Source organism: Azospirillum soli, from assembly GCF_017876165.1.
In the GTDB taxonomy this organism is placed as follows: Bacteria; Pseudomonadota; Alphaproteobacteria; order Azospirillales; family Azospirillaceae; genus Azospirillum; species Azospirillum soli.
The window spans coordinates 105,824-126,789 of the sequence record NZ_JAGINQ010000010.1 but is presented as its reverse complement, the minus strand read 5'-3'; the positions used below and the strand labels follow the sequence as shown (position 1 = coordinate 126,789).

The window sequence follows — 20,966 nt, the reverse complement described above, 5'->3', positions numbered from 1 at the left end:
GTCATTCCCGCGTGCGCGGGAATGACGGCGGGGCAGGGGCCGTTATTTCCCCTCGTGATAATCCGCCACGAAGCGGTCGAGCAGGCGGACGCCGAAAGCGGTGCCGCCCTTCGGCACGGTCGCGGTGTCCTTCTTGGACCAGACCACCCCGGCGATGTCGATGTGCGCCCAGGGCAGGTCGTTGATGAAGCGCTTCAGGAACTGCGCCGCGATGATGCTGCCCGCACCCCGGCCGGAACCGACGTTCTTCACGTCGGCAATGTCGGAGTTGATGTCCTTGTCGTAGGCATCGCCCAGCGGCAGGCGCCACAGCGGCTCGCCCACCGTCCGGCCGGCGGCGGCCAGGGCCTCGGCCAGCTCGTCGTTGTTGGCGAACAGGCCGGCGTGCTCGTGGCCCAACGCGATGATGACGGCGCCGGTCAGGGTGGCGAGGTCGATCATCAGGCGCGGCTTGAAGCTGTCCTGCGCGTACCACAGGCAGTCGGCCAGGACGAGGCGGCCTTCCGCGTCGGTGTTGATAACCTCGATGGTCTGGCCGGACAGGGAGGTGACCACGTCGCCCGGCCGCTGCGCAGTGCCGGACGGCATGTTCTCCACAAGGCCGACGATGCCGACCGCGTTCACCTTGGCCTTGCGGGCGGCCAGGGCGCGCATGGTGCCGATGACCACGGCGGCACCGCCCATGTCCCACTTCATGTCCTCCATGCCGGCGGCCGGCTTGATGGAGATGCCGCCGGTGTCGAAGGTCACGCCCTTGCCGATGAAGGCGACTGGGCGGCGGTCCTCGGCGTCCGGGTTGCCGTCCCAGCGCATGACGACCACGCGCGGCTCGAACGCGCTGCCCTGGGCGACGCCCAGCAGGGCGCCCATGCCCAGCTTCTTCAGCTTCTTCAGGTCGAGAATCTCGACCTGCACGCCGACCTCGGCCAGCTCCTTGCAGCGTTCGGCGAGGCTTTCCGGGTGGATGACGTTGGCCGGCTCCGACACCAGATCGCGGGTGAACAGCACGGATTCCGCCAGCGTCTCCAGCTTGCCGTAGGCGCGCTTGGCGGCGTCCGCGTCGGCGGTCAGGACGGTGACCTTCTTCAGGGACGGCTTGGCGTCCTTCTTCTCGGTCGTGCGGTACTTGTCGAACCGGTAGGAGCGCAGATGCGCGCCGAAGGCCAGCTCGGCCGCCGCATCGGCGGGCGTCAGGGCCGAGCCGGTGGGCAGGTCCAGCAGGACCGACGCCTCGGTCTCGCCCGACTTGTCCAGCGCCGCGATCAGGGCGCCGCCGGCCGCCTGAAAGGCGGTCTCGCTTGCCTCCTCCGGCTTGCCGAGGCCGACCAGCAGGATTCGGTCGAACTCGACGCCGGCCGGGGCCAGGATCGCCAGGGTCTCCTCACGCTTGCCGGTGAAGCGGCTGGCCTTCATGGCGCGTGTGATCGAACCGCCGGTCTTCTGGTCGAGCTCCTGCCCGGCGGCGCCCAGCGCGCGTTCGGTGGCGACGGTGACGACGACGGTGCCGGACTTGGGCAGCGCGGTGGGCAGCGCGGGCTTCGCAAAGGCGAACTTCATCGGCTCCTCTCGGCTGAGCGGCCGGCGCGGGCGCGCCGGGGAACGGTGGGGGATCCGTTGCGGACCTTCTTGCGATAAAGACCTTCCCACGCGCTCTGTCAAGGCGCGGGCCAGTTGTTTCCGGCCCCATTAGGCAGTACATAGCCCCGGCGCCCTTTGCCCGTCGAGCGGCCCGGGAGGCCGAAGCCAGGTATTCCTAGCCATGTATTCCTCCGTTACCCTCTCGCGCTACATCGGGCGCCAGTTCGTCACCTGGTTCGTCCTGCTGCTGGTGATCCTGCTGTCGATCATCCTGCTGCTCGACATCGTCGAGTTGCTGCGCCGCGCCGGCAGCAAGCCGGGCGTGACCTTCGGGCTGGTCGTGCAGATGGCCTTCTTGAAGCTGCCGGAGATCGGCCAGCAGATCTTCCCCTTCGTGATCCTGTTCAGCGGCATGTTCACCTTCTGGCGCCTGACCCGCAGCGCCGAACTGGTGGTGGCCCGCGCGGTCGGCGTGTCGGCGTGGCAGTTCCTGATGCCCGTCCTGATCGCCGCCGCCTTGATCGGCGTCTTCAAGGTGGCCGTCATCAACCCCGTCGGCGCCGTTTTCATCGCCAAGTACGACCAGATGCAGGACCGCTACCTGAAGCAGCGCACGAGCACGCTGAACGTGTCGCGCTCCGGCTTGTGGCTGCGCCAGCAGGCCGACCGGGAGCAGTTCTTCATCCACGCCGACACGGTCAACCCGATGACCTTCGAGCTGTCGCAGGTCATGCTGCTGCGCTTCGACCCGGACATGAAGTATCTGGGCCGCGTCGATGCGCCGCGGGCGATCCTGAAGGAAAAGCGGTGGGAGCTGCTGAACGCCACCGTCAACCAGGGCAAGAAGGAAACGGAGGCGGTCGCCTCCTACACCATCCCGACCGAACTGGACATGACGACCATCGAGGAGAGCTTCGCCCCGCCGGAGACCATCTCCTTCTGGGATCTGCCGCACTTCATCAAGACGCTGGAATCCACCGGCTTTCCGGCGACGCGGCACCGTCTGCACTATCAGTCGCTGATGTCGCAGCCGCTTCTTTACTTCTCCATGGTGCTGTTCGCCGCCGCCTTCTCACTGCGCCTGCCGCGCCGGGGCGGCACCATGACCATGGTCACCGGCGGCGTGCTGACCGGATTCGTGCTGTTCGTGCTGACCGACGTGATCCGCACCTTCGGCATGTCGGAGACCATCCCGCTGATGATGGCCGCCTGGAGCCCGGCGGGCATCAGCCTGCTGCTCGGCACCGCCGCGCTGCTGCATCTGGAAGATGGCTGAATTTGGAAGATAACAAAATTTGGAAGATGGTTGAGGACGGATCGGCGGTGCGTCCCCTTTCCCGCCACAAAACCGTTCCAGCCTTGAAACCACGATTCCGTTTACACACGCGTGGGCGGGCCGTATTAAACGGCAACCACCTCTGGAGCTGGAGCACCATGTCGAGTCTGCGAGCCGTCCGGTCAGCCTTCGCCGCGGCGACCGCTTGCGCCCTTGTTGCCGCCGTCCCCGCCGTCGCGCAGACGAGCAAAGCTCCGGCCGCCGGTGCTCCCCCCGCCGCCAACGTCCCGGCGGAGCGCATCGCCGCCGTCGTGAATGACGAGGTCATCTCCGTCTCCGATGTGTACGCGCGCATCCGGCTGGCGCTGATGAACGCCGGCGTGCAGGACAGCGCGGAAACGCGCCAGCGCCTCACCCCGCAGGTGCTGCGCCAGCTGGTGGACGAGCGTCTTCAGCTTCAGGAGGCCAAGCGCCTTGGCGTCTCGGTCCCGCAGGCCGAGATCGACGATGCCATCGGCCGCATCGCCGAACAGAACCGGATGAACCGCCAGCAGCTGGAAAAGCTGCTGAAGGACCAGGGCGTGCCGGTCTCCACCCTGACCTCGCAGGTCCGCGCCCTGCTGGCGTGGCAGCGCGTCATGCAGCGCCGCATCCGTCAGGAGGTGGTGATCGGCGAGGAAGAGGTCGATGCGGTCATGCAGCGCATCCAGGCCAACATCGGCAAGCCGGAATATCTGGTGGCCGAGATCTTCCTGGCCGTGGACAACCCCGACCAGGAGGACGAGGTGCGCCGCACCGCCGACCGTCTGGTGGAGGAGGTCCGCCGTGGCGGCAACTTCGCCGCGCTCGCCCGCCAGTTCTCGCAGTCGGCCGGCGCCGCCGCCGGCGGCGACATGGGCTGGGTCCGCTCCGGCGAACTGAACGGCGAGCTGGACAAGACCCTGTCCAGCATGCGCCCCGGCCAGATGTCGGCGCCCGTGCGCACCGCCACCGGCTACCACATCCTGCTGGTCCGCGATCAGCGCGCTTACGGCAGTTCCGCCAGCACCGGCGGCGCCAGCGAGGCCGCCGCTCCGCCCCCGCCTCCGCAGCCGCGTCCCCAGCCGAAGCCCGACCTTGAGAAGGCCAAGGTCAACATGAAGCAGATCGTCATCCCGGCTCCCTCCAAGGAGGAGCTGAAGGCGGTCAAGGAGCAGGCGGAAAAGCTGCGCAAGTCGATCAAAAGCTGCGCGGACTTCGACGCGAAGGCCAAGGCGCTCGATGTGCCCGAGGCGGGCGACATGGGCACGCTGCGCGTGAAGGATCTGGCGCCGGGCCTGCAGGGTTTCGCCGTCAGCGCCCCGCTCGGCCAGCCCAGCCCCGTGCTGATGAGCCCCGGCGGCGCCATCATCCTGATCGTCTGCAAGCGCGACGTGCCGATGATCCAGCCGCCAGCCGGCGCCGCGCCGCAGCCCGTGGCCGCGCCCGCCCCGCCGCCTCCGCCCCCGCCGCCGGCCCCGCCCAAGGAGGTGAAGCTGCCGCCGCGCGAGGAGATCGAGCGTGACCTGATCAACGAGCGCGCCGACCTGCTGTCCCGCCGTTACCTGCGCGACCTGCGCCGGACGGCCTTTGTGGAGTATCGCGTCTGATGACCGCTGTCCCGCAGGACCGGCTGCCGCTTGCCGTTACCATGGGCGAGCCGGCCGGGATCGGCGGGGAGATCGCGGCGAAGGCATGGGCGGCGCGCCGGGACGACGGCGTGCCGCCCTTCGTCCTTCTGGACGATCCGGACCGCCTGCGCGCCCTGGCCGCCCGCATCGGCCTGTCGGTGCCGGTCCAGGCGGTCGGCTCGGCGGGGGAGGCGGTCAGCGTCTTCGACAACGCCCTGCCGGTTTTGCCGCTGGCCCTGGCCGCTCCGGTCGTGTCGGGCCGGCCTGACCCGGCCAACGGGGCGGCTGTGATCAACAGCATCGACCGGGCCGTCGATCTGGTGCGCGGAGGACAGGCCGCCGCCGTGGTCACCAACCCGATTCAGAAGTCGGCGCTCTACGCCGCCGGCTTCCGCCATCCCGGCCATACCGAATATTTGGCGCATCTCGTCGGCCTGACCTCCGAGCCGGTGATGATGCTGGCCGCCCGCGACCTGCGTGTGGTGCCGGTGACCATCCACGTGTCCTTGCGCGACGCGGTGAAGCAGTTGACGACCGAGGCCATCGTCCACGCCGGCCGGGTGACGGCGGCGGGGCTGGCGCGCGACTTCGGCATCGAAAAGCCGCGTCTGGCCGTGGCGGCGCTGAATCCGCACGCGGGCGAGGACGGCACCATGGGCCGTGAGGAAATCGATATCATCGCCCCCGCCGTCGCCGCCCTGCGCGCGGAGGGCATCGACGCCAGCGGTCCACGCCCGTCCGACACGCTGTTCCACGCGGTGGCGCGCGGCACCTTCGACGCGGCGCTGTGCATGTACCACGATCAGGCGCTGATCCCGCTGAAGACCATCGACTTCGACACCGGGGTCAACATCACACTGGGGTTGCCCTTCGTTCGCACCTCGCCCGATCACGGCACGGCGCTGGACATCGCCGGCACGGGCAAGGCCGGAGCCTCCAGCCTGATCGAGGCCATGAAGACCGCCGACCTGATGGCGCGCATCCGGGCTTCCCGCCCAAAGTGATGATTACAGGATAGGCTCAACGCGGGCTGTTCAGGCCCGTCTTCTCATCGTGATGCCCGGACTTGATCCGGGCATCCACGTCCACCGACGGCCCATCGGGTCAGAGGCGGACTGACTGGCTGGAATAGCGGCTGGCCGAGCTGTGGTCCACGGAGTTGAGCGCCACCGCGGCGCCAAACGCGATCAGGGCGGCGGCGGCGAAGCCGAGCAGCATGGCCTTCATGTGAAAACGAACCTTCCTTGACAATCCTCCGCCGACGATAAGCGGGCGCTCCCCGCGCTTCAACCCCACAGATTGAGGGTGCTCGGTCTACGGTGCCGTGGCCGCTTTCAAATAGGCGACAAGGTCGGCGCGATCCTCCGCACTCGGGATGGTCTGCAACGGCATTTTGCTGCCGGGGGTCATGGCGTCGGGGCCGACCTCGAACAGGCGGGCCACCGTGTCCTCGTTCCACACAATGCCGCTGTCCTTCAGCGCGGGGGAGTAGCGGTAGCCCTCCACCGCGCCCGCCGTTCGGCCGAACAGGTTCCACAGGGTCGGGCCCGCGCGGTTCCCGCCGTCCGGCGTCAGCGTGTGGCAGAAGGCGCAGGCGCGGAACAGGGTCTTGCCGTGCTCCGGGTCGGGCTCCTCGCACAAGGCCGGCGCGGTGGACAGCAGCACCAGCATCACCGCCAGCGCCCCGGCCTTCATTGCGGGGAGCCTCCGAAGACCTCATCCGGGTCGGTGACGGTCAGGGCCACCACCGCCGTGTTGATGAGGACCTTGCCCGCATGCTCGAAATTCACGGTGACGCGGTCGCCGATGGCCGACTGCACCTGTCCCAGACCCCAATCGGGCTGGGCGGGATGGCGCACCCACGCGCCGGGAACCAGAGAATCGTCCATGCCGCACCCCATTGCCGTGAAGGTGTGTTAGAAACGACGATGCTACAGAATGCGGGCCGCATCCCGGAAGTTCCCGGTGAAGGGTCCCGTTCTTTCGGCCACCAACGTCCGGAGACGCCCCCGTGCCCCTCGACATCCGCGTCCTTGAGCTTCTCGCCTCCCGCGTCTGCCACGACCTCGTGAGCCCCGTGGGCGCGATCCGCAACGGGCTTGAGCTGATCGAGGAGATGGAGGACGAGCCGGCCGGCGGCTTCCTGGGCGAGGCGGTCAAGCTGATCGAGCATTCCTCGGGGCAGGCGGACAAGCGGCTGCGCGTCTTCCGCCTCGCCTACGGCCTCGCCGGGCGGGAGCAGAAGGGCTTCGGCGACACCCGGACCGCTGCGCAGGGCTGGCTGGAGGGTGGGCGGACCAAGCTCGACTGGCCGGCGGGGGTGCCCAACGACATGCTGGCCTTCAAGCGCGGCGCGCCGAAGGTGCTGCTGAACACCATTGTCCTGGCCGAAGAGGCGCTGACCCACGGCGGCACCGTCACCGTGGCGGGGGAGGGCACGGAGGAGTCCGGCCGCATCACCGTCACCGCCGCCGGGCGCCCCGGCGCGCTGAAGCCGGAAGCGGCGGCGGCGCTGGACGGGACGGCGGACGCCGCCGATCTGACCCCGCGCACCATCCACGCTTACGTCACCGGCCGCTTCGCCGAGGACGACGGCTTCCGCCTCACCGCGACTCCGTCCGGGCCGGAGACGCTGGTTTTCGCCATCGAGTGGTGACGGCCCCTACAACTGGCCCCTACAGCTGCTTGAAGATTCGCGCCTCGACGACGATCTGCTCCACCCCGTTGGTGGTCTGGTGGGCGGTCGTCCGCAGGGTGACGGCCACGCTGTGGCGCGCGGCCACGGCCAGCGCCTCGTTCAGCCTCTCCACGGCGGCGCGCACCGATTGCGCCAGTTCCTCGTCGGTCATGCTGCCTCCTTCCGGCGATCGGGCCTTCCGGCGATCGGCCCCTCCGGCAATTGGCATGTGACATCGCGACCGGCGCGCGTCCCTGCAAGGGAACCACTCGGACGCTATCGGAAGAGGTAAGGTTCTCTTAATCAGTGTTTGACACGCTCGCCCCGTACCTGGAATGGCCCGTACCGGCGGCTTTGTGCAAGCCGCTTCCCCGGACGGCCGGCCGGAAACGCGCCATAACATCAGGCTGGGGATCGCGACATGGATGATCTGCTCTCCGAATTCCTGACGGAAACGAACGAAAACCTGTCGGTCCTCGACGTCGAGTTGGTCCGACTGGAGCAGAATCCCAACAATCCGGAACTGCTCTCGAACATTTTCCGTCTCGTCCACACCATCAAGGGCACCTGTGGCTTCCTTGGCCTGCCGCGCCTGGAAAAGGTCGCGCACGCGTCGGAAAACGTGCTGGGCAAGTTCCGTGACGGCGAACTGACCATCACGCCGGAAGCGGTGTCGCTGATTCTTCAGGCGCTGGACACCATCAAGAGCCTGCTCGCCGTGCTGGAGGCCACTGAGGCCGAACCGCCCGGCGACGATCTGCCGCTGATCGGCCGCCTGAACGACTGCGCCGAAGGCAAGCTGGGCGGTGGCGGGGCTCCGGCCGCCAAGCCCGCCCCGGCCACCGAACCGCCCCCGGCTCCGGCCGTTGCCGCCGCCGAGGAGCCCGTGGTGGCGTCCTCCGGCAACGTCACGCTGGACGAGCTTGAGGCGCTTTGGAACGCCACCCCCGGCCCGACCAGCACCGCGCTGGCCCCGGTGACGCCGGATCCGGCCGAGGAGCCCGCCCCCTCCCAGGATCTCGTCGTGCCGGAGCCCGAGCCCGCGCCGGCCGCCGCCAAGGTGCCGGCCCCGGTCGAGGGTGGTTCCAGCGGCGGTGGCGCCGGCGGTGGTGACGGCGGCGCGAAGGAATCGGCGGTCGCTGCGCAGACCATCCGCGTCAACGTGGATCTGCTCGAAAATCTGATGACCATGGTGTCGGAGCTGGTGCTGACCCGCAACCAGCTGCTCCAGATCCTGCGCTCCCAGAAGGAGAGCGAGTTCGCGGCCCCGCTGCAGCGCCTGAACCACGTCACGTCGGAGCTGCAGGAGGGCGTCATGAAGACGCGCATGCAGCCCATCGGCAACGCCTGGGCCAAGCTGCCGCGTCTGGTGCGCGATCTGGCGCACGAACTGGGCAAGAAGATCGACCTCCAGATGCTCGGCGCCGACACCGAGCTGGACCGTCAGGTTCTGGAGCTGATCAAGGACCCGCTGACCCACATGGTGCGCAACTCGGCGGACCACGGCCTGGAAATCCCGGCCGACCGCCTGCGCACCGGCAAGTCTGAGACGGGCCGCATCACGCTGAACGCCTATCACGAGGGCGGCCACATCATCATCGAGATCCAGGACGACGGTAAGGGCCTGGCGATCGACAAGATCAAGCAGAAGGCCATCCAGAACGGCATGGCCACGGAGAGCGAGCTGGCGGCGATGTCCGACCAGCAGATCATCCAGTACATCATGAAGCCCGGCTTCTCGACGGCCGTGAAGGTCACCAACGTGTCCGGCCGCGGCGTCGGCATGGACGTGGTCAAGACCAACATCGAGAAGATCGGCGGCACCATCGAGATCAAGTCGACCCAGGGCAAGGGCTCGACCTTCGTCATCAAAATCCCGCTGACGCTGGCCATCGTCTCAGCCCTGATCGTGGAGTGCGCGGGCGAACGCTTCGCCATTCCGCAGATCAGCGTGGTCGAGCTGGTGCGCGCCGCTGCCGACAGCGAGCACACCATCGAACGGCTGAAAGGCACGCCGGTCCTGCGCCTGCGCAACCGCCTGCTGCCGCTGGTGTCGCTCCAGGAGCTGCTGCGGCTGGACGACCAGGAAGGCAAGGTCAAGCGCGACGACGACGAGACCTTCATCGTCGTCACCCAGGTCGGCACCTACACCTTCGGCATCATGGTCGACCGCGTGTTCGACACCGAGGAAATCGTGGTGAAGCCGGTGGCGCCGATCCTGCGCCATATCGAGATGTTCTCAGGCAACACCATCCTGGGCGACGGCTCGGTCATCATGATCCTCGACCCCAACGGCATCGCGTCGGCGACCGGCGAGATGACCATGGGCGAGAACGTCACCAAGGAGGCCACCTCGGTCCAGGCCGCGCGCCAGGAGGACAAGATGGCCCTGCTGTTGTTCCGCGCCGGCGAGGGCGCGCCCAAGGCGGTGCCGCTGTCGCTGGTCGCCCGCCTGGAGGACGTGGATCTCTCCTCGGTCGAGGCGTCCAACGGCATGCCGGTCGTCCAGTATCGCGGCAAGCTGATGCCGCTGGTCCCCATCGACCCCGGCTTCATGATGGGCCAGGAAGGCCGCCAGCCGGTGCTGGTCTTCGCCGACGGCGACCGCTCCATGGGCCTGATCGTGGACGAGATCGTGGACATCGTGGAGGAGCGGCTGGTCGTCCAGCTGACCGCCGAGCGTCCGGGCCTGATGGGTTCCGCCATCATCGCCGGCAAGGCGACCGACGTGATCGACGCCGGCTTCTTCCTGACCCAGGCCTATAAGGACTGGTTCGGCTCCTCCTCCAGCGAGGCGTTCGAGGAAGAGAAGTCGCAGCGCGTCCTGCTGGTGGACGACAGCCCGTTCTTCCGCAACCTGCTGACTCCGCTGCTGTCGGTGGCCGGCTACGACGTGACCGCGGTGGAGAACGCCAACGAGGCGCTGGCGCTGTGCGAGGCCGGCGAGGACTTCGACGTCATCGTCTCCGACATCGAGATGCCGGGCATGAGCGGCTTCGACTTCGCCGAGGCGGTGCGCCACGGCAGCCGCTGGAGCGGCATCCCCATGGTCGCCCTGTCCAGCCACGCCAGCCCGCGCGACCTCGATCGCGGCCGGCAGGCCGGCTTCACCGACTACGTCGCCAAGTTCGACCGTGACGCGCTGCTCTACACCCTGCAGCAGACGCTGTCCGAGCAGAAAGGTGCCGCATGAGCAACGCCAAGCTGCCCACCACCACGACCAAGAAGGCCAAGGGGGACGAGATCGTCTCCGGCGGCAATCAGGACTACGTGACCATGACCATTGCCGACCAGATGTTCGGCATTCCGGTCCTGCAGGTCCAGGACGTGCTGGGTCACCAGCGGATCACCCGCATCCCGCTGGCCCCGCCGGAGGTCGCCGGCTCGCTGAACTTGCGCGGACGCATCGTCACCGCCATCGACGTGCGCCTGCGCCTCGGCCTGTCGGCGCGTCCGAAGGACAAGCCCGGCATGTCCATCGTCGTGGATCTGCGCGGCGAGCTGTACAGCCTGATGGTGGATTCGGTGGGCGAGGTGCTGAGCCTCTCCAACGACGATTTCGAGCGCAACCCGGCCACCCTGGACCCGCGCTGGCGCGAGGTGTCCACCGGCATCTATCGCCTGAACGGACAGCTGATGGTGGTGCTCGACGTGCCGCGTCTGCTGAATTTCACCAACATGGAAGCGGCCTGAGGCTAACATCCCCGGTCAGCCATCCCCGGTCAGCCAAGAAGCCCGAGGCCTGTTTGATATGAAATCCTGTCTGGTGGTCGATGACAGCCGCGTGGTCCGCAAGGTCGCGCGGAAGATCCTGGAGGAACTGAACTTCGCCTGCTCCGAGGCGGAGGACGGTAGGCAGGCCATGGAAGCCTGCGCGCGGCAGATGCCCGACGCCATTCTGCTGGACTGGAACATGCCGGTCATGACCGGCATCGAGTTCCTGCGCCGGCTGCGCAAGATGAGCGGCGGGGACTTCCCCAAGGTCGTCTTCTGCACGACGGAAAATGACCTTGCCCACATCCAGGAGGCGCTGTCGGCTGGGGCCAACGAATACATCATGAAGCCCTTCGACAGCGACATCATCCAGACCAAGTTCCAGCAGGTCGGGTTGCTGTGAAGCGCCTGACCGTAACGCCCCTGGCGTCGAAAGGCTGACCGTTCCATGTCCGACCGCTTCGGCAGCAGACCCCCCCTCGGCACCAGCACGGCGGCGCCCGCGCCAGCCAGCGCGGACCCCGTCCGCGTTATGGTGGTGGACGATTCCGCCGTCATTCGCGGCCTGCTGACCCGCGCCCTGGAAGGCGATTCCGACATCCGCGTCGTCGCCTCGGTCGGCGACGGGCAGATGGCCGTCAACTCGCTCCAGCGCAACTCGATCGACGTCATCGTGCTCGACATCGAGATGCCGGTGATGGACGGGCTGACCGCCATTCCGAAGCTGCTGGCGGTGGCGCCGCAGGTGAAGATCATCATGGCCTCGACGCTGACGCTGCGCGGGGCCGACGTCTCCATGCGCTGCCTGTCGGCGGGTGCCGCCGACTACATCCCGAAGCCCACCTCGACCCGCGAGCTGGGCGGGGCGGAGGACTTCAAGCGCGAGCTGGTCTCCAAGGTGAAGGCGCTGGGGGCGGCGGCCCGGCGCGCCGGTTCCCGCACGCGCGGCGAACTGCGCCCGCTGACTCCCATTGCGACACCCAGCTTCGCCAAGCGCGAGCCTGGCCCGGTGACGCTGCGCCCGGTCACCGCCACCGCCGTGCAGGCCAAGCCGGACATCATCGCCATCGGCAGCTCCACCGGCGGCCCGCAGGCCCTGTTCGAGGTGCTGAGCCATCTGAAGACCGGCGTCACCCAACCGATCCTCATCACCCAGCACATGCCGGCCACCTTCACCACCATTCTGGCGGAGCACATCACCCGCCAGTGCGGGCTGAACGCCCAGGAGGCGAAGGACGGCGAGCCGATCGTGAACGGCCGCTGCTACATCGCGCCCGGCGACTTCCACATGCTGGTGGCGCAGCGCGGCGGGGCGAACGTCATCTCCCTGACCAAGGATCCGCCCGAGAATTTCTGCCGCCCGGCGGTGGACCCGATGATGCGCTCCATCCTGCGGGCTTACGGCGGCCGCAAGATTCTGGCCTGTATCCTGACCGGCATGGGCCAGGACGGGCTGAAGGGCTGCACCGACGTGGTCAACGGCGGCGGCACCCTGATCGCGCAGGACGAGCCCACCAGCGTCGTCTGGGGCATGCCGGGCGCGGTGGCGCAGGCGGGCATCTGCTCGGCCGTGCTGCCGCTGAAGGAAATCGGCCCCTACATCCGCAAGTTCGCCACGAGGGCAGCATGAGAGTCGAAGATTTCGACATGTTCTCCACGCTGCTCAAGCAGCGGTCAGGCCTCGTCCTGACGAAGGACAAGGCCTACCTGCTCGAATCCCGGCTGATGCCGGTGGCGCGCAAGTGGAACATGAAGGGCCTGGACGAGCTGGCCACCACCGTGCGCACGCGCAAGGATGAAGCCCTGCTGCGCGACATCACGGAGGCGATGACCACCAACGAATCCTCCTTCTTCCGCGACCAAAAGCCCTTCGACCAGTTCAAGCAGCTGGTTCTGCCGAAGCTGCTGGAGACCCGAGCGGCCAAGCGCTCGATCCGCATCTGGTCGGCGGCCTCATCCTCGGGGCAGGAGGCCTATTCTCTGGCCATGCTGCTTGCCGACGAGGGGCCGAGGCTGGCCGGCTGGCGCATCGAGATCGTCGGCACCGACATCTCCGCCGAGATGGTCGAGCGCGCCAAGTCCGGCGTCTACACCCAGTTCGAGGTGCAGCGCGGCCTGCCCATCCAGATGCTGGTGAAGCATTTCAAGCAGCAGGGCGACAAGTGGCAGATCAGCCAGCAGCTGCGCCAGATGGTGTCTTTCCGTGAATGGAACCTGCTGACCGACCTGTCGCCGTTAGGGCAATTCGACGTGGTCTTCTGCCGCAACGTGCTGATTTACTTCGACCAGCCGACCAAGACCAAGGTTCTGGAGACCATCGCCCGCCAGATGCCGCCCGACGGCGTTCTGTATCTGGGCGGGGCGGAAACCGTGCTGGGCATCACCGACCGCTTCAAGCCGGTGGAAGGCCAGCGCGGCCTCTACAGCCTGGGCGGCTTCTCGACGGCGGGCCTGCGCGCGGCGATCTGAGCGGGACGGGAATCGGCGTTCGTCACAGGGACGGCGCCGTTTTCATTGCCGCAGCGCCTTCCTCCTGGATCCACGCCCGGAACGCGGCGATCTTGGGGCGGTCGGCGGTTTCCTCCGGGCAAACGACGTAACAGCCGAAATCCGCTGGCACCGCATCGCCGAACAGGCGCAGCAAACGGCCGGCGCTGAGTTCGTCGGCAACCAGGGTGGCGCGCCCCATGGCGATTCCCTGGCCGTTCACCGCCGCCTCGATTGCGATCCCGATGTCGTCGAAGGCCAGTTCCGCGCTCGGTCTCAGGTCGTGCAGGCCGGCGGCGGGCAGCCAGTCGGTCCAATAGGTGTGCTGCGTGTCGTTCAGCAGAACATGATGGCGCAGGTCGGTGGGATCGGTCAGCGGATTTGCTCCCTGCAGCAGCATCGGGCTGCACACCGGAAAGACGTCGTCGGTCAGGAAGCGGTCGGCCCGTAGCCCGTCCCAAGACCCAAGCCCATGCCGCAGGCCCAGATCAATGTCCGTTTCCCGCGCGAAATCGATGTCGTGCTGGCTGACGCTGATCCGCAGATGAATGTCCGGGTGCCGCTCGCGGAAACGCCCGATGCGGGTCATCAGCCAGAGCCGTGCAAAGGATGGTGAGACGCTGATCGTCAGAACGCCGGCGCGTTCCTGCCCCATGATCCTGTCCAGCCCGGCGGCCAGCCGGTCGAACGCCTCGCGCACGCTTGGCAGCAGCAATTGCCCGGCGTCGGTCAGCACCAGCATCTGGTTCAGCCGGCGGAACAGCCGGACGCCCAGGCGGTCCTCCAGCGCGCGAATCTGGTGGCTGATGGCGCTCTGCGTGACGTTCAGTTCTTCCGCCGCCTTGGTGAAGCTCAAATGGCGGGCGGCCGCCTCGAACGCGCGCAGACCGTTGAGAGGAGGCAGCTTTCTCACCCTTCACCCCGTTTGGATCGACAGGTGGCATGAGCTTTTCTCATGCAAGGTAGAGAAAGCACCCTTTGCGCGCAACCCGGTTTCCAGTGCATCCAACGACGGGAAGGCGAGAAAACGGAGTGTCGGGCGATGAGCGATAGGACAGCGGTGGGGCGACCGGGTCGGGCGCGCGGCCCTGATCCCGTGGTCCTTTGGCGGATGCCATTGCGGACGCTCAGAGCCTGGGTGGAGGCTTGGTCCAGGATGTCGGAACGCAGCCGGCAGCGGCGGGCGTTAGCGAATTTGGACGATCATCTGCTGCGGGACATCGGCGTCACGCAGGACCACGCCCGCCGCGAGTCTGAAAAGCCGTTCTGGAAACGCTGACCGCTTGCTTCCCAATTTGGCGATTGGAAGATCAACCGGCACATGGCGTGCTGGTGGAGGAGGGGCCCCGTGCCGCGCACGGGCGCCATCGGCCCCATCACCTCCGTCTATGTCCGGGATCCGGACGGCAACCTGATCGAAACCAGCAATTACTGACCGGTGTGGGTGGGCGTTACCCCGCCGCCTGCTGGGCCTGCTGCGGCGCGCGGGGCATGGCACCGGCATCCTCGTGCGGATCGCGCAGCACATAGCCACGGCCCCAGACGGTTTCGATGTAGTTGTCGCCCTGCGTCGCGTTCGCCAGCTTCTTGCGCAGCTTGCAGACGAACACGTCGATGATCTTCAGTTCCGGCTCGTCCATGCCGCCGTAGAGATGGTTCAGGAACATCTCCTTGGTCAGCGTGGTGCCCTTGCGAAGGCTCAGCAGCTCCAGGATGCCGTATTCCTTGCCGGTCAGGTGCAGGGGCTGGTTGTCCACCTCCACCGTGCGGGTGTCCAGGTTCACGGTCAGGCGGCCGGTGCGGATGATGCTGTCGGAATGGCCCTTGGACCGGCGGACGATGGCCTGGATGCGGGCAATCAGCTCGCGCTTGTCGAACGGCTTGGTCAGATAGTCGTCGGCCCCGAAGCCCAGGCCCTTGATCTTGTGGTCCAGCTCCGACAGGCCCGACAGGATCAGGATCGGCGTGGTCACGCGCGCCGCGCGCAGACGGCGCAGCACCTCGTACCCGTCGATGTCCGGCAGCATCAGGTCGAGGATGATGATGTCGTAATCGTACAGCTTGCCGATTTCGAGCCCGTCCTCACCCAGGTCGGTAGAATCGACGATGTAGCCCTCGGACTGGAGCATCAATTCGATGCTCTTCGCGACGGACGAATCGTCCTCAACCAGCAGAACCCTCATGGCGATATCCCGACGTTTGATGGCGCGTTTCTGGCTATCCGAACCGGCTTGTGTTGGACGTTCGATCCTTAACAGATCGCTCCGCCTGTTTACACAAGTTAACAGACGATTCAGCTTAACGCCAGAGGCATAGCGCTTCATTTAACGTTAATGATTGCGGATGATGATGGACCGGAGCGGTCGAGATGCCGTTGCCGCCCGTGGCTGGCAACCCGTTTCGACCACCCCGTCAACGTCCGCGAAACAGCAAAGCCGTGCCCGCCGACGTCGCCCGCCTCATCCAGGAAATCGATGCCCTTCCCGGCTACAGCCGGTTTGGGCGGGTCACCGCCGTGCTCGGCCTGATGGTCGAGGTCGGCGGCATCGAAAAGGAACTGTCCGTCGGCGGCCGCTGCATCGTGGAAACGCGCGACGGACGCCATGTACCTTGTGAGGTCGTCGGCTTTCGACAAGGGCGCGCAATGCTTATGCCATTGGGAGCCCTTGACGGCGTCGGACTGGGCTGCCGCGCGCTGGTGGCGGACGGTCAACCCTCCGTTTTCCCGTGCGACGCATGGCTGGGTCGCGTCGTCAACGCGCTGGGTGAGCCGGTGGACGGCAAGGGGCCGCTGCCCAAGGGACCGCGCGGCGTGCCGATCCGCAACGCGCCGCCGTCCGCCCACTCCCGCGCCCGCGTCGGCGAGAAGCTCGACCTCGGCATCCGCGCCATCAACGCCTTCCTGACCTGCTGCCGTGGCCAGCGCATGGGCATTTTCGCGGGCTCCGGCGTCGGCAAGTCGTCGGTCATGTCGATGCTCGCCCGCTTCTCCGCCGCCGAGATCGCGGTGATCGGCCTGATCGGCGAACGTGGCCGCGAGTTGCAGGAATTCATCACCGAGGATCTGGGCGAGGAAGGTCTCGCCCGCTCCATCGTCGTCTGCGCCACGTCGGACGAGGCGCCGCTGATGCGCCGTCAGGCGGCCTACCTGACTTTGTCCGTCGCCGAGTATTTCCGCGACGAGGGCCGCGACGTGCTGTGCATGATGGACAGCGTCACCCGCTTCGCCATGGCCCAGCGCGAAATCGGTCTGTCGGCCGGCGAGCCGCCGACGACCAAGGGTTACCCGCCGACCGTCTTCGCCGAACTGCCGCGCCTTCTGGAGCGCGCCGGGCCGGGTGTGGCCGGCTCCGGTTCCATCACCGGCCTGTTCACCGTGCTGGTGGAAGGCGACGACCACAACGAGCCCATCGCCGATGCGGTGCGCGGCATCCTGGACGGCCACATCGTTCTGGAGCGCCAGATCGGCGAGCGCGGGCGCTATCCGGCCATCAACATCCTGCGCAGCGTGTCGCGAACCATGCCCGGCTGCAACACGCCGATGGAAAACGAACTGGTGACCCACGCCCGCCGCCTGATGTCGTCCTACGACAACATGGCGGAGATGATCCGGCTGGGCGCCTACCGCAAGGGTTCGGACCCGCAGGTGGACGAGGCCATCCATTACAATCCCGCGCTGGAGACCTTCCTCAAGCAGGGCAAACGTGAAGCGACCGACCTCGCCACCAGCTATTCCATGCTGGCCGCGATCTTCGGCATTGAAGAATGGCCGCCGCAGCAGCAATGAGCAGCCTGAAGAACATCATCCGCCTGCAAAAGCAGCAGCTCGATGAGAAGCGGCGCAATCTGGCCGAGCTTCAGAACCTCTCCGACCGCCTGAAGGCGGAGCTTGAGCGTTTGAAGGAAGAGGTTGCCGCCGAACAGGCAGCGGCGCGCGACAATCCCGAATTCGCCTTCAGCTACACCAACTTCGCCAAGGCCGCGATGGAGCGGGGCAAGCGCCTGACCCTGTCGATGGGGCAGGTGGACATCCAGATTGCCGTCGCCACTGACCAGATGGCCGAGGCCTTCCAGGAGCTGAAGCGCTATGAACTCGCCGAGGAAGAACGGCTGAAGCGCGAAAAGGAAAAGCTGAAGCGCAAGCAGGCGGAGATGCTGGACGAAACCGCCCTGGTCGGTTTCCGCCGCCGTCAGGCCGAGGAGAGCGCGGCGGAGTCCTGATCGTTCGTGCCTACAGGTGCAGCTCTACAGGTACAGGGCAAACGCCGTCAGCACCCCCAGCGCGACGAAGCTCAGCCCCATCAGGAAACGCGCGCCGAAGCGCAGCAAATCCTCGGTTTCCCGCGCCAGCCGCTCGGCGTCCGGCGTCCAAAAGCTCTTGGTTTCCATGGCGCACCTCCCGTCCCGGACCCGCATTCCGTGTCGTTCCTCAATCGGAATCTCGTGTCGGGACGCCGCCGCACAATGTGCCTTTCGTCCGCTGATGGTTCGGCTTTGCGGGAGTAGCCCCCTTGGTGGTCCTAGGCCGTAAGGGGTCCCAAATTTGTTGCTCGACCATCGTCCCGCCTCGTGATGCCGTTGCGGCACGCCCTTCCGGTGCGGTGCCCCATGCTGGATTTCCTGATTCCGATCGCCGTGCGCATGGTGGAATTGACCATGCTGGTGCTGTTGCCGGTCGCGGTGCAGGCGGCGGGGCGTCCCGTGTTGCGCCGGCTCGGCCTGCCGGACCTGGGGCCACGGATTCCCGGCTTGGTGCATTTCAGCGTCGCGTCCGGGGCGATCACCGGCTTCCTGCTGCTTTTCCTCAACAGCCACCCGGCGGACTTTCACCCGGCCACCCTGCTTGCGGACGGCGGCCCGTGGGAGACGTCGCTCGGCGCAATGGCTGGGGAATGGCTCGACCCAGCCCGCTACGATCCCCGGATGCTGTGGGGCCATCTGACCGGCTTCAATCTCGCCGACCCCGTCACGCTCTTCCTGGGTCTCGCGGCGCTGCTTGGTGCCGTGGTTGTCCTGGCCGCGCTGCGGCACGCTGGAACCGAAGCGCCGCGCGCGCTGCTGGTGGCCGGATTGCTGTGGCTGTGGGCGGCGGCGATGGCTGTTTACATGGTGTGCGCGGTCGCCTGGGCGCTGCACGCGCTGCATCTCTGGGCCTTCCCGCTGGCGCTGCTGGCATACCGGGGCTACGGGCTGCGGCGGCCGATGGCACGCGGCTCGCTGCGCTGACCGGTCATACGGCCGGCGCATGAGTGCTTCATGGTCTGCCGGCCGTATGCCCCTCTCGCACATGGCTGCGCCATGTACTGCCGGGTTTGAACCGAAGGCGTTTGATGGAAGCCATCAAACGCCTTCGATATCAGATCGGTCGCATCCGCGCGAACAGCTGTGGGTTGTCCCAGTTGGGCTGGCGATCCTCGACGACCACGCGGTGGGGCAGGGGCTCCGCCCGTTCCGCCGTCACCTCGGCCCAGCGCGGCACCAGCTCGTTGTTCAGGTCGTCCAGAACGGCCAGAGCCAAGCTTTCCAAACCGCCCGCAACGCCGCTCAGCGCCCCGAGATAGGCGGTGAAACCCTGTGGCTCCGCCACCACGCGATCCGGCACGTAGCGCACCATCAAATGCGTGCCCGGCATCGGCTCTCCGGCCAGTTCGACCAGATAGTCGTGGCGGGCGTCCGGGTTCGGCACGGTGGTCAGCAGGTCGCGGCGGTGCATGTGGAATGACTCATCAGGCCGTGACGTTCTGTCCGCGCGAGCCGGCGCGGGTCAGCTTCACCCAGCATTTGGCGCCGGACTGGAAGGACAGGCCGCCGGTGTAGCCCACCGCGCGGATGCTGTCGGCGAAGATCTGGATCAGGTCCAGGCGGAATTCCGGCGGCAGGGCCGTGTGGCTGCGCAGGATCAGGTCGAAGCGGTTCGGCCGCACCAGCCCGTCCAACTGCATCGGCCCCAGCCGGCTGAGGTCCAGGTCCAACAGGAAGCGGCTGCCCTTCGGCCCGCCCTCGCGCTTGTCCCCGCCGTCCTCCTCGTCATTCACGGGGTGGACGTACAGATGGATGGGTTTCGGACCGTTGCTGTCCATCATCGGCAGCGTGTAGGGCCGCCAGTCGCCGGGCAGGGGCTCGCTGGCCTGCCGTTGCAGACTCTTGAACTCCTGCTCCAGTTGCGACAGCAGGTCGCCGCGCCCGCCCTTCTTCAGGGCCGAGGTTGCGTCGTCGCCCAGCCACGCGCGCGCGTCGCCGCCCTTGATCGCCGACAGCAGGAAGGTCATGGCCGCGCTCAGCTTACGGTTCGGCTGCGGCATGATGGTGTTCAGCAGGGTTTGCGCCGCCACCCGGTCCAGTCCGGCCAGCGAGGTCAGCAACTGCTTCATCGCCGGCCAATCGCGCTCGCTCATTGGCGCCAAATCCGGCAAAGGCGGGGCGGTCGCCTGCAACGCCTTGGCCGGGTCGGTCAGCGCGGCGGTGACCTTGGTGCCCTGCGGCAGGCTCGCCTGGACGTTCAGCGCCAGCATGCCCTGCTTGGTCGCCAGGATCGGCTGCCCCTGCGGTGTCGAGCCCGCCACCGTGCCCTTCAGCACGGGCACGTCCGATGGTGTATCGTCCGGCACCGGGGTGTCCTGAGCGGTCGGTGTAGGCCGTGCACCGGGCCCCTCGCCATTGCCGGTCTTGCCGGGCTGTTTCGGCTGTTCGGGCGGCGGAGTTAAGGTCAGGATCTTCAGCGCGACCGTGCCGCCCTTCGGCAGTTCCGGCTCCGGCGGCGCGGTCCCCGCACGCTCCGGTGTTGCCATGGTCGGCGTTTCGGCGCCGGGATGCGCCGCGTTCCCGCCCAACTGCACCGGCGTGTCGAGCATCGGCTTTCCGGTCGGCATGCCGCCCATGGGCGCGCTGGCCGGCGCCGGGCTTCCCTGCGGCGTTGCCGCCGGAGCGGGCGAGGGCACCGGCGCACCCGTCGGGGCTGTCGGTGCCTGCGGCGACGATGTCGTCGGCGCCTGCGGCGGCAGCGGCGCTTGCGGAACGGCGTTCTGCCCCGGCAGAACCGGCGCCGCGCCGGGTGGGGTGGCTGGCTTCGGCGTTGCGGCGATCACCAGCGCCGGAACGACGCTGCCCGGCACGAGCAAGGGCAGCGTCGGGGCCGTCGCGTTGGGGGTGGGCGAGGTCAGGTTCGGTAGGATGACGCTCGGTGTTGCTCCGGCCCCGGCCTGCGGCGTTTGCAGCCCTCCGGTCGCGGGAGTCGGCACCGCTGCGGACTGCAACAAGATCAGCGCTTTCGTCGCTGGCGCCTGCCCGGTCCCGGCCTGTGTCTGCCCCGGCGTGATCTGAAGCGTCACCGGCTTGTCCGGCGGCAGCGGCGTTTCCGTCTTCAGCAGGATCTCGCCCGCCGAGGTCCGCACGCGGGTCAGGCCCTCCGGCGTCTCGCCCGCCACGGTGCCGGTCAGCACCATCGGGCGCGTCACCTCCTGCAGCCGCTCGGGCAGCTTCTGCACCGTGACTTCGGCCACCGGCACCGGGGTCGCGGCCGGTGCCGTGGGCGTCGTCGCCACCGGCAGGGCGACGGGGGGAGGGGCCGCCGGGCCTCCCATCAGCC

Annotated in this window: 23 protein-coding genes; 13 read left to right on the top strand and 10 right to left on the bottom strand. The window is 67.6% G+C overall.

Features of this window, described 5'->3' with window-relative positions; translation table 11 throughout:
• Positions 1–42: 42 nt before the first annotated feature.
• On the bottom strand, positions 43–1,557 hold the full coding sequence (locus J2852_RS17215; protein ID WP_209877704.1) for a leucyl aminopeptidase: 1,515 nt from the start codon (positions 1,555–1,557) through the stop codon (positions 43–45).
• A 202-nt stretch (positions 1,558–1,759) separates the two neighbouring features.
• On the opposite strand from J2852_RS17215, the gene lptG reads away from it, so the two are divergent.
• From lptG to pdxA, 3 genes are all read left to right on the top strand, one after another.
• A complete protein-coding gene (gene lptG / locus J2852_RS17210; protein WP_209877702.1) occupies positions 1,760–2,854 on the top strand; it encodes an LPS export ABC transporter permease LptG in 1,095 nt (364 codons plus the stop codon).
• A gap of 158 nt (positions 2,855–3,012) precedes the next feature.
• Positions 3,013–4,482, top strand: a complete 1,470-nt coding sequence (locus tag J2852_RS17205; RefSeq protein ID WP_209877700.1) for a peptidylprolyl isomerase — start codon at positions 3,013–3,015, stop codon at positions 4,480–4,482.
• Positions 4,482–5,507: a 4-hydroxythreonine-4-phosphate dehydrogenase PdxA gene (pdxA, locus tag J2852_RS17200; RefSeq protein WP_209877699.1), complete on the top strand. Its 1,026-nt coding sequence runs from the start codon at positions 4,482–4,484 to the stop codon at positions 5,505–5,507. The genes J2852_RS17205 and pdxA overlap by 1 nt, the downstream gene beginning before the upstream one ends.
• 100 nt (positions 5,508–5,607) lie before the next feature.
• Here pdxA and J2852_RS32070 read toward each other — a convergent pair whose 3' ends face one another.
• The 3 genes from J2852_RS32070 to J2852_RS17190 form a co-directional block, all read right to left on the bottom strand.
• Positions 5,608–5,730: a hypothetical protein gene (locus J2852_RS32070; protein ID WP_281418455.1), complete on the bottom strand. Its 123-nt coding sequence runs from the start codon at positions 5,728–5,730 to the stop codon at positions 5,608–5,610.
• 87 nt (positions 5,731–5,817) lie between these two features.
• Positions 5,818–6,198: a c-type cytochrome gene (locus J2852_RS17195; protein ID WP_209877697.1), complete on the bottom strand. Its 381-nt coding sequence runs from the start codon at positions 6,196–6,198 to the stop codon at positions 5,818–5,820.
• Positions 6,195–6,392, bottom strand: a complete 198-nt coding sequence (locus tag J2852_RS17190) for a DUF3553 domain-containing protein (RefSeq protein ID WP_209877695.1) — start codon at positions 6,390–6,392, stop codon at positions 6,195–6,197. Before J2852_RS17190 ends, J2852_RS17195 begins: the two co-directional genes overlap by 4 nt.
• Before the next feature lie 122 nt (positions 6,393–6,514).
• Between J2852_RS17190 and J2852_RS17185 the strand changes: the two genes are divergently transcribed.
• Positions 6,515–7,159, top strand: coding sequence for a histidine phosphotransferase family protein (locus J2852_RS17185; protein ID WP_209877694.1), 645 nt, complete (start codon positions 6,515–6,517; stop codon positions 7,157–7,159).
• Positions 7,160–7,178: 19 nt separating this feature from the next.
• Here the strand turns inward: J2852_RS17185 and J2852_RS17180 are convergent, their stop codons facing one another.
• The gene (locus tag J2852_RS17180) at positions 7,179–7,352 is read right to left on the bottom strand and encodes a hypothetical protein (protein ID WP_209877692.1); all 174 of its coding nucleotides are present in this window, start codon (positions 7,350–7,352) and stop codon (positions 7,179–7,181) included.
• 249 nt (positions 7,353–7,601) lie between these two features.
• On the opposite strand from J2852_RS17180, the gene J2852_RS17175 reads away from it, so the two are divergent.
• From J2852_RS17175 to J2852_RS17155, 5 genes are read left to right on the top strand one after another with little or no spacing between them, the layout of a single operon-like run.
• The gene (locus tag J2852_RS17175; protein ID WP_209877690.1) at positions 7,602–10,373 is read left to right on the top strand and encodes a hybrid sensor histidine kinase/response regulator; all 2,772 of its coding nucleotides are present in this window, start codon (positions 7,602–7,604) and stop codon (positions 10,371–10,373) included.
• Positions 10,370–10,873, top strand: a complete 504-nt coding sequence (locus J2852_RS17170; RefSeq protein ID WP_209877688.1) for a chemotaxis protein CheW — start codon at positions 10,370–10,372, stop codon at positions 10,871–10,873. Before J2852_RS17175 ends, J2852_RS17170 begins: the two co-directional genes overlap by 4 nt.
• A gap of 58 nt (positions 10,874–10,931) precedes the next feature.
• A complete protein-coding gene (locus tag J2852_RS17165) occupies positions 10,932–11,297 on the top strand; it encodes a response regulator (RefSeq protein ID WP_209877687.1) in 366 nt (121 codons plus the stop codon).
• A 45-nt stretch (positions 11,298–11,342) separates the two neighbouring features.
• On the top strand, positions 11,343–12,524 hold the full coding sequence (locus J2852_RS17160; RefSeq protein WP_209877685.1) for a protein-glutamate methylesterase/protein-glutamine glutaminase: 1,182 nt from the start codon (positions 11,343–11,345) through the stop codon (positions 12,522–12,524).
• Complete coding sequence (locus J2852_RS17155; RefSeq protein ID WP_209877683.1) at positions 12,521–13,363, top strand: CheR family methyltransferase; 843 nt, start codon at positions 12,521–12,523, stop codon at positions 13,361–13,363. The genes J2852_RS17160 and J2852_RS17155 overlap by 4 nt, the downstream gene beginning before the upstream one ends.
• A gap of 22 nt (positions 13,364–13,385) precedes the next feature.
• Here J2852_RS17155 and J2852_RS17150 read toward each other — a convergent pair whose 3' ends face one another.
• The gene (locus J2852_RS17150) at positions 13,386–14,294 is read right to left on the bottom strand and encodes a transcriptional regulator GcvA (RefSeq protein ID WP_209877681.1); all 909 of its coding nucleotides are present in this window, start codon (positions 14,292–14,294) and stop codon (positions 13,386–13,388) included.
• A 42-nt stretch (positions 14,295–14,336) separates the two neighbouring features.
• Between J2852_RS17150 and J2852_RS32245 the strand changes: the two genes are divergently transcribed.
• Positions 14,337–14,660 carry a DUF1127 domain-containing protein gene (locus tag J2852_RS32245; protein ID WP_343206772.1) on the top strand — a complete coding sequence of 108 codons (324 nt, stop codon included), beginning with the start codon at positions 14,337–14,339 and terminating at the stop codon, positions 14,658–14,660.
• A gap of 172 nt (positions 14,661–14,832) precedes the next feature.
• Here the strand turns inward: J2852_RS32245 and ctrA are convergent, their stop codons facing one another.
• Positions 14,833–15,564: a response regulator transcription factor CtrA gene (gene ctrA, locus J2852_RS17140; RefSeq protein WP_209877678.1), complete on the bottom strand. Its 732-nt coding sequence runs from the start codon at positions 15,562–15,564 to the stop codon at positions 14,833–14,835.
• A 254-nt stretch (positions 15,565–15,818) separates the two neighbouring features.
• Here ctrA and fliI point away from each other — a divergent pair, with 254 nt between their 5' ends.
• Entirely contained in the window at positions 15,819–17,168 is a 1,350-nt protein-coding gene (gene fliI / locus J2852_RS17135; protein ID WP_343206771.1) for a flagellar protein export ATPase FliI, read from the top strand.
• The gene (locus J2852_RS17130; RefSeq protein WP_209877674.1) at positions 17,165–17,602 is read left to right on the top strand and encodes a flagellar FliJ family protein; all 438 of its coding nucleotides are present in this window, start codon (positions 17,165–17,167) and stop codon (positions 17,600–17,602) included. Before fliI ends, J2852_RS17130 begins: the two co-directional genes overlap by 4 nt.
• Positions 17,603–17,626: 24 nt before the next feature.
• On the opposite strand, the gene J2852_RS17125 is transcribed toward J2852_RS17130, so the two are convergent.
• Positions 17,627–17,770, bottom strand: coding sequence for a hypothetical protein (locus J2852_RS17125; RefSeq protein WP_209877672.1), 144 nt, complete (start codon positions 17,768–17,770; stop codon positions 17,627–17,629).
• 219 nt (positions 17,771–17,989) lie between these two features.
• Between J2852_RS17125 and J2852_RS17120 the strand changes: the two genes are divergently transcribed.
• Positions 17,990–18,607 carry a hypothetical protein gene (locus J2852_RS17120; RefSeq protein ID WP_209877670.1) on the top strand — a complete coding sequence of 206 codons (618 nt, stop codon included), beginning with the start codon at positions 17,990–17,992 and terminating at the stop codon, positions 18,605–18,607.
• A 130-nt stretch (positions 18,608–18,737) separates the two neighbouring features.
• On the opposite strand, the gene J2852_RS17115 is transcribed toward J2852_RS17120, so the two are convergent.
• The gene (locus tag J2852_RS17115) at positions 18,738–19,094 is read right to left on the bottom strand and encodes a hypothetical protein (RefSeq protein WP_209877668.1); all 357 of its coding nucleotides are present in this window, start codon (positions 19,092–19,094) and stop codon (positions 18,738–18,740) included.
• 13 nt (positions 19,095–19,107) lie between these two features.
• Positions 19,108–20,961, bottom strand: a complete 1,854-nt coding sequence (locus J2852_RS17110) for a hypothetical protein (protein WP_209877666.1) — start codon at positions 20,959–20,961, stop codon at positions 19,108–19,110.
• Positions 20,962–20,966 lie beyond the last annotated feature (5 nt).

Excerpts from the sequence above, each read along its gene's own strand:
- J2852_RS17155 (WP_209877683.1), top strand. The coding sequence starts at position 12,521 with ATGAGAGTCGAAGATTTCGACATGTTCTCCACGCTGCTCAAGCAGCGG.
- J2852_RS17165 (WP_209877687.1), top strand. The coding sequence starts at position 10,932 with ATGAAATCCTGTCTGGTGGTCGATGACAGCCGCGTGGTCCGCAAGGTC.
- J2852_RS17195 (WP_209877697.1), bottom strand. The coding sequence starts at position 6,198 with ATGAAGGCCGGGGCGCTGGCGGTGATGCTGGTGCTGCTGTCCACCGCG.
- pdxA (WP_209877699.1), top strand. The coding sequence starts at position 4,482 with ATGACCGCTGTCCCGCAGGACCGGCTGCCGCTTGCCGTTACCATGGGC.
- J2852_RS17190 (WP_209877695.1), bottom strand. The coding sequence starts at position 6,392 with ATGGACGATTCTCTGGTTCCCGGCGCGTGGGTGCGCCATCCCGCCCAG.
- J2852_RS17115 (WP_209877668.1), bottom strand. The coding sequence starts at position 19,094 with ATGCACCGCCGCGACCTGCTGACCACCGTGCCGAACCCGGACGCCCGC.
- J2852_RS32245 (WP_343206772.1), top strand. The coding sequence starts at position 14,337 with ATGCAAGGTAGAGAAAGCACCCTTTGCGCGCAACCCGGTTTCCAGTGC.
- J2852_RS17205 (WP_209877700.1), top strand. The coding sequence starts at position 3,013 with ATGTCGAGTCTGCGAGCCGTCCGGTCAGCCTTCGCCGCGGCGACCGCT.
- J2852_RS17130 (WP_209877674.1), top strand. The coding sequence starts at position 17,165 with ATGAGCAGCCTGAAGAACATCATCCGCCTGCAAAAGCAGCAGCTCGAT.
- J2852_RS17175 (WP_209877690.1), top strand. The coding sequence starts at position 7,602 with ATGGATGATCTGCTCTCCGAATTCCTGACGGAAACGAACGAAAACCTG.
- J2852_RS17110 (WP_209877666.1), bottom strand. The coding sequence starts at position 20,961 with ATGGGAGGCCCGGCGGCCCCTCCCCCCGTCGCCCTGCCGGTGGCGACG.
- J2852_RS17160 (WP_209877685.1), top strand. The coding sequence starts at position 11,343 with ATGTCCGACCGCTTCGGCAGCAGACCCCCCCTCGGCACCAGCACGGCG.
- J2852_RS17215 (WP_209877704.1), bottom strand. The coding sequence starts at position 1,557 with ATGAAGTTCGCCTTTGCGAAGCCCGCGCTGCCCACCGCGCTGCCCAAG.
- J2852_RS32070 (WP_281418455.1), bottom strand. The coding sequence starts at position 5,730 with ATGAAGGCCATGCTGCTCGGCTTCGCCGCCGCCGCCCTGATCGCGTTT.
- ctrA (WP_209877678.1), bottom strand. The coding sequence starts at position 15,564 with ATGAGGGTTCTGCTGGTTGAGGACGATTCGTCCGTCGCGAAGAGCATC.
- lptG (WP_209877702.1), top strand. The coding sequence starts at position 1,760 with ATGTATTCCTCCGTTACCCTCTCGCGCTACATCGGGCGCCAGTTCGTC.
- J2852_RS17125 (WP_209877672.1), bottom strand. The coding sequence starts at position 17,770 with ATGGAAACCAAGAGCTTTTGGACGCCGGACGCCGAGCGGCTGGCGCGG.
- J2852_RS17170 (WP_209877688.1), top strand. The coding sequence starts at position 10,370 with ATGAGCAACGCCAAGCTGCCCACCACCACGACCAAGAAGGCCAAGGGG.
- J2852_RS17180 (WP_209877692.1), bottom strand. The coding sequence starts at position 7,352 with ATGACCGACGAGGAACTGGCGCAATCGGTGCGCGCCGCCGTGGAGAGG.
- J2852_RS17120 (WP_209877670.1), top strand. The coding sequence starts at position 17,990 with ATGCTGGATTTCCTGATTCCGATCGCCGTGCGCATGGTGGAATTGACC.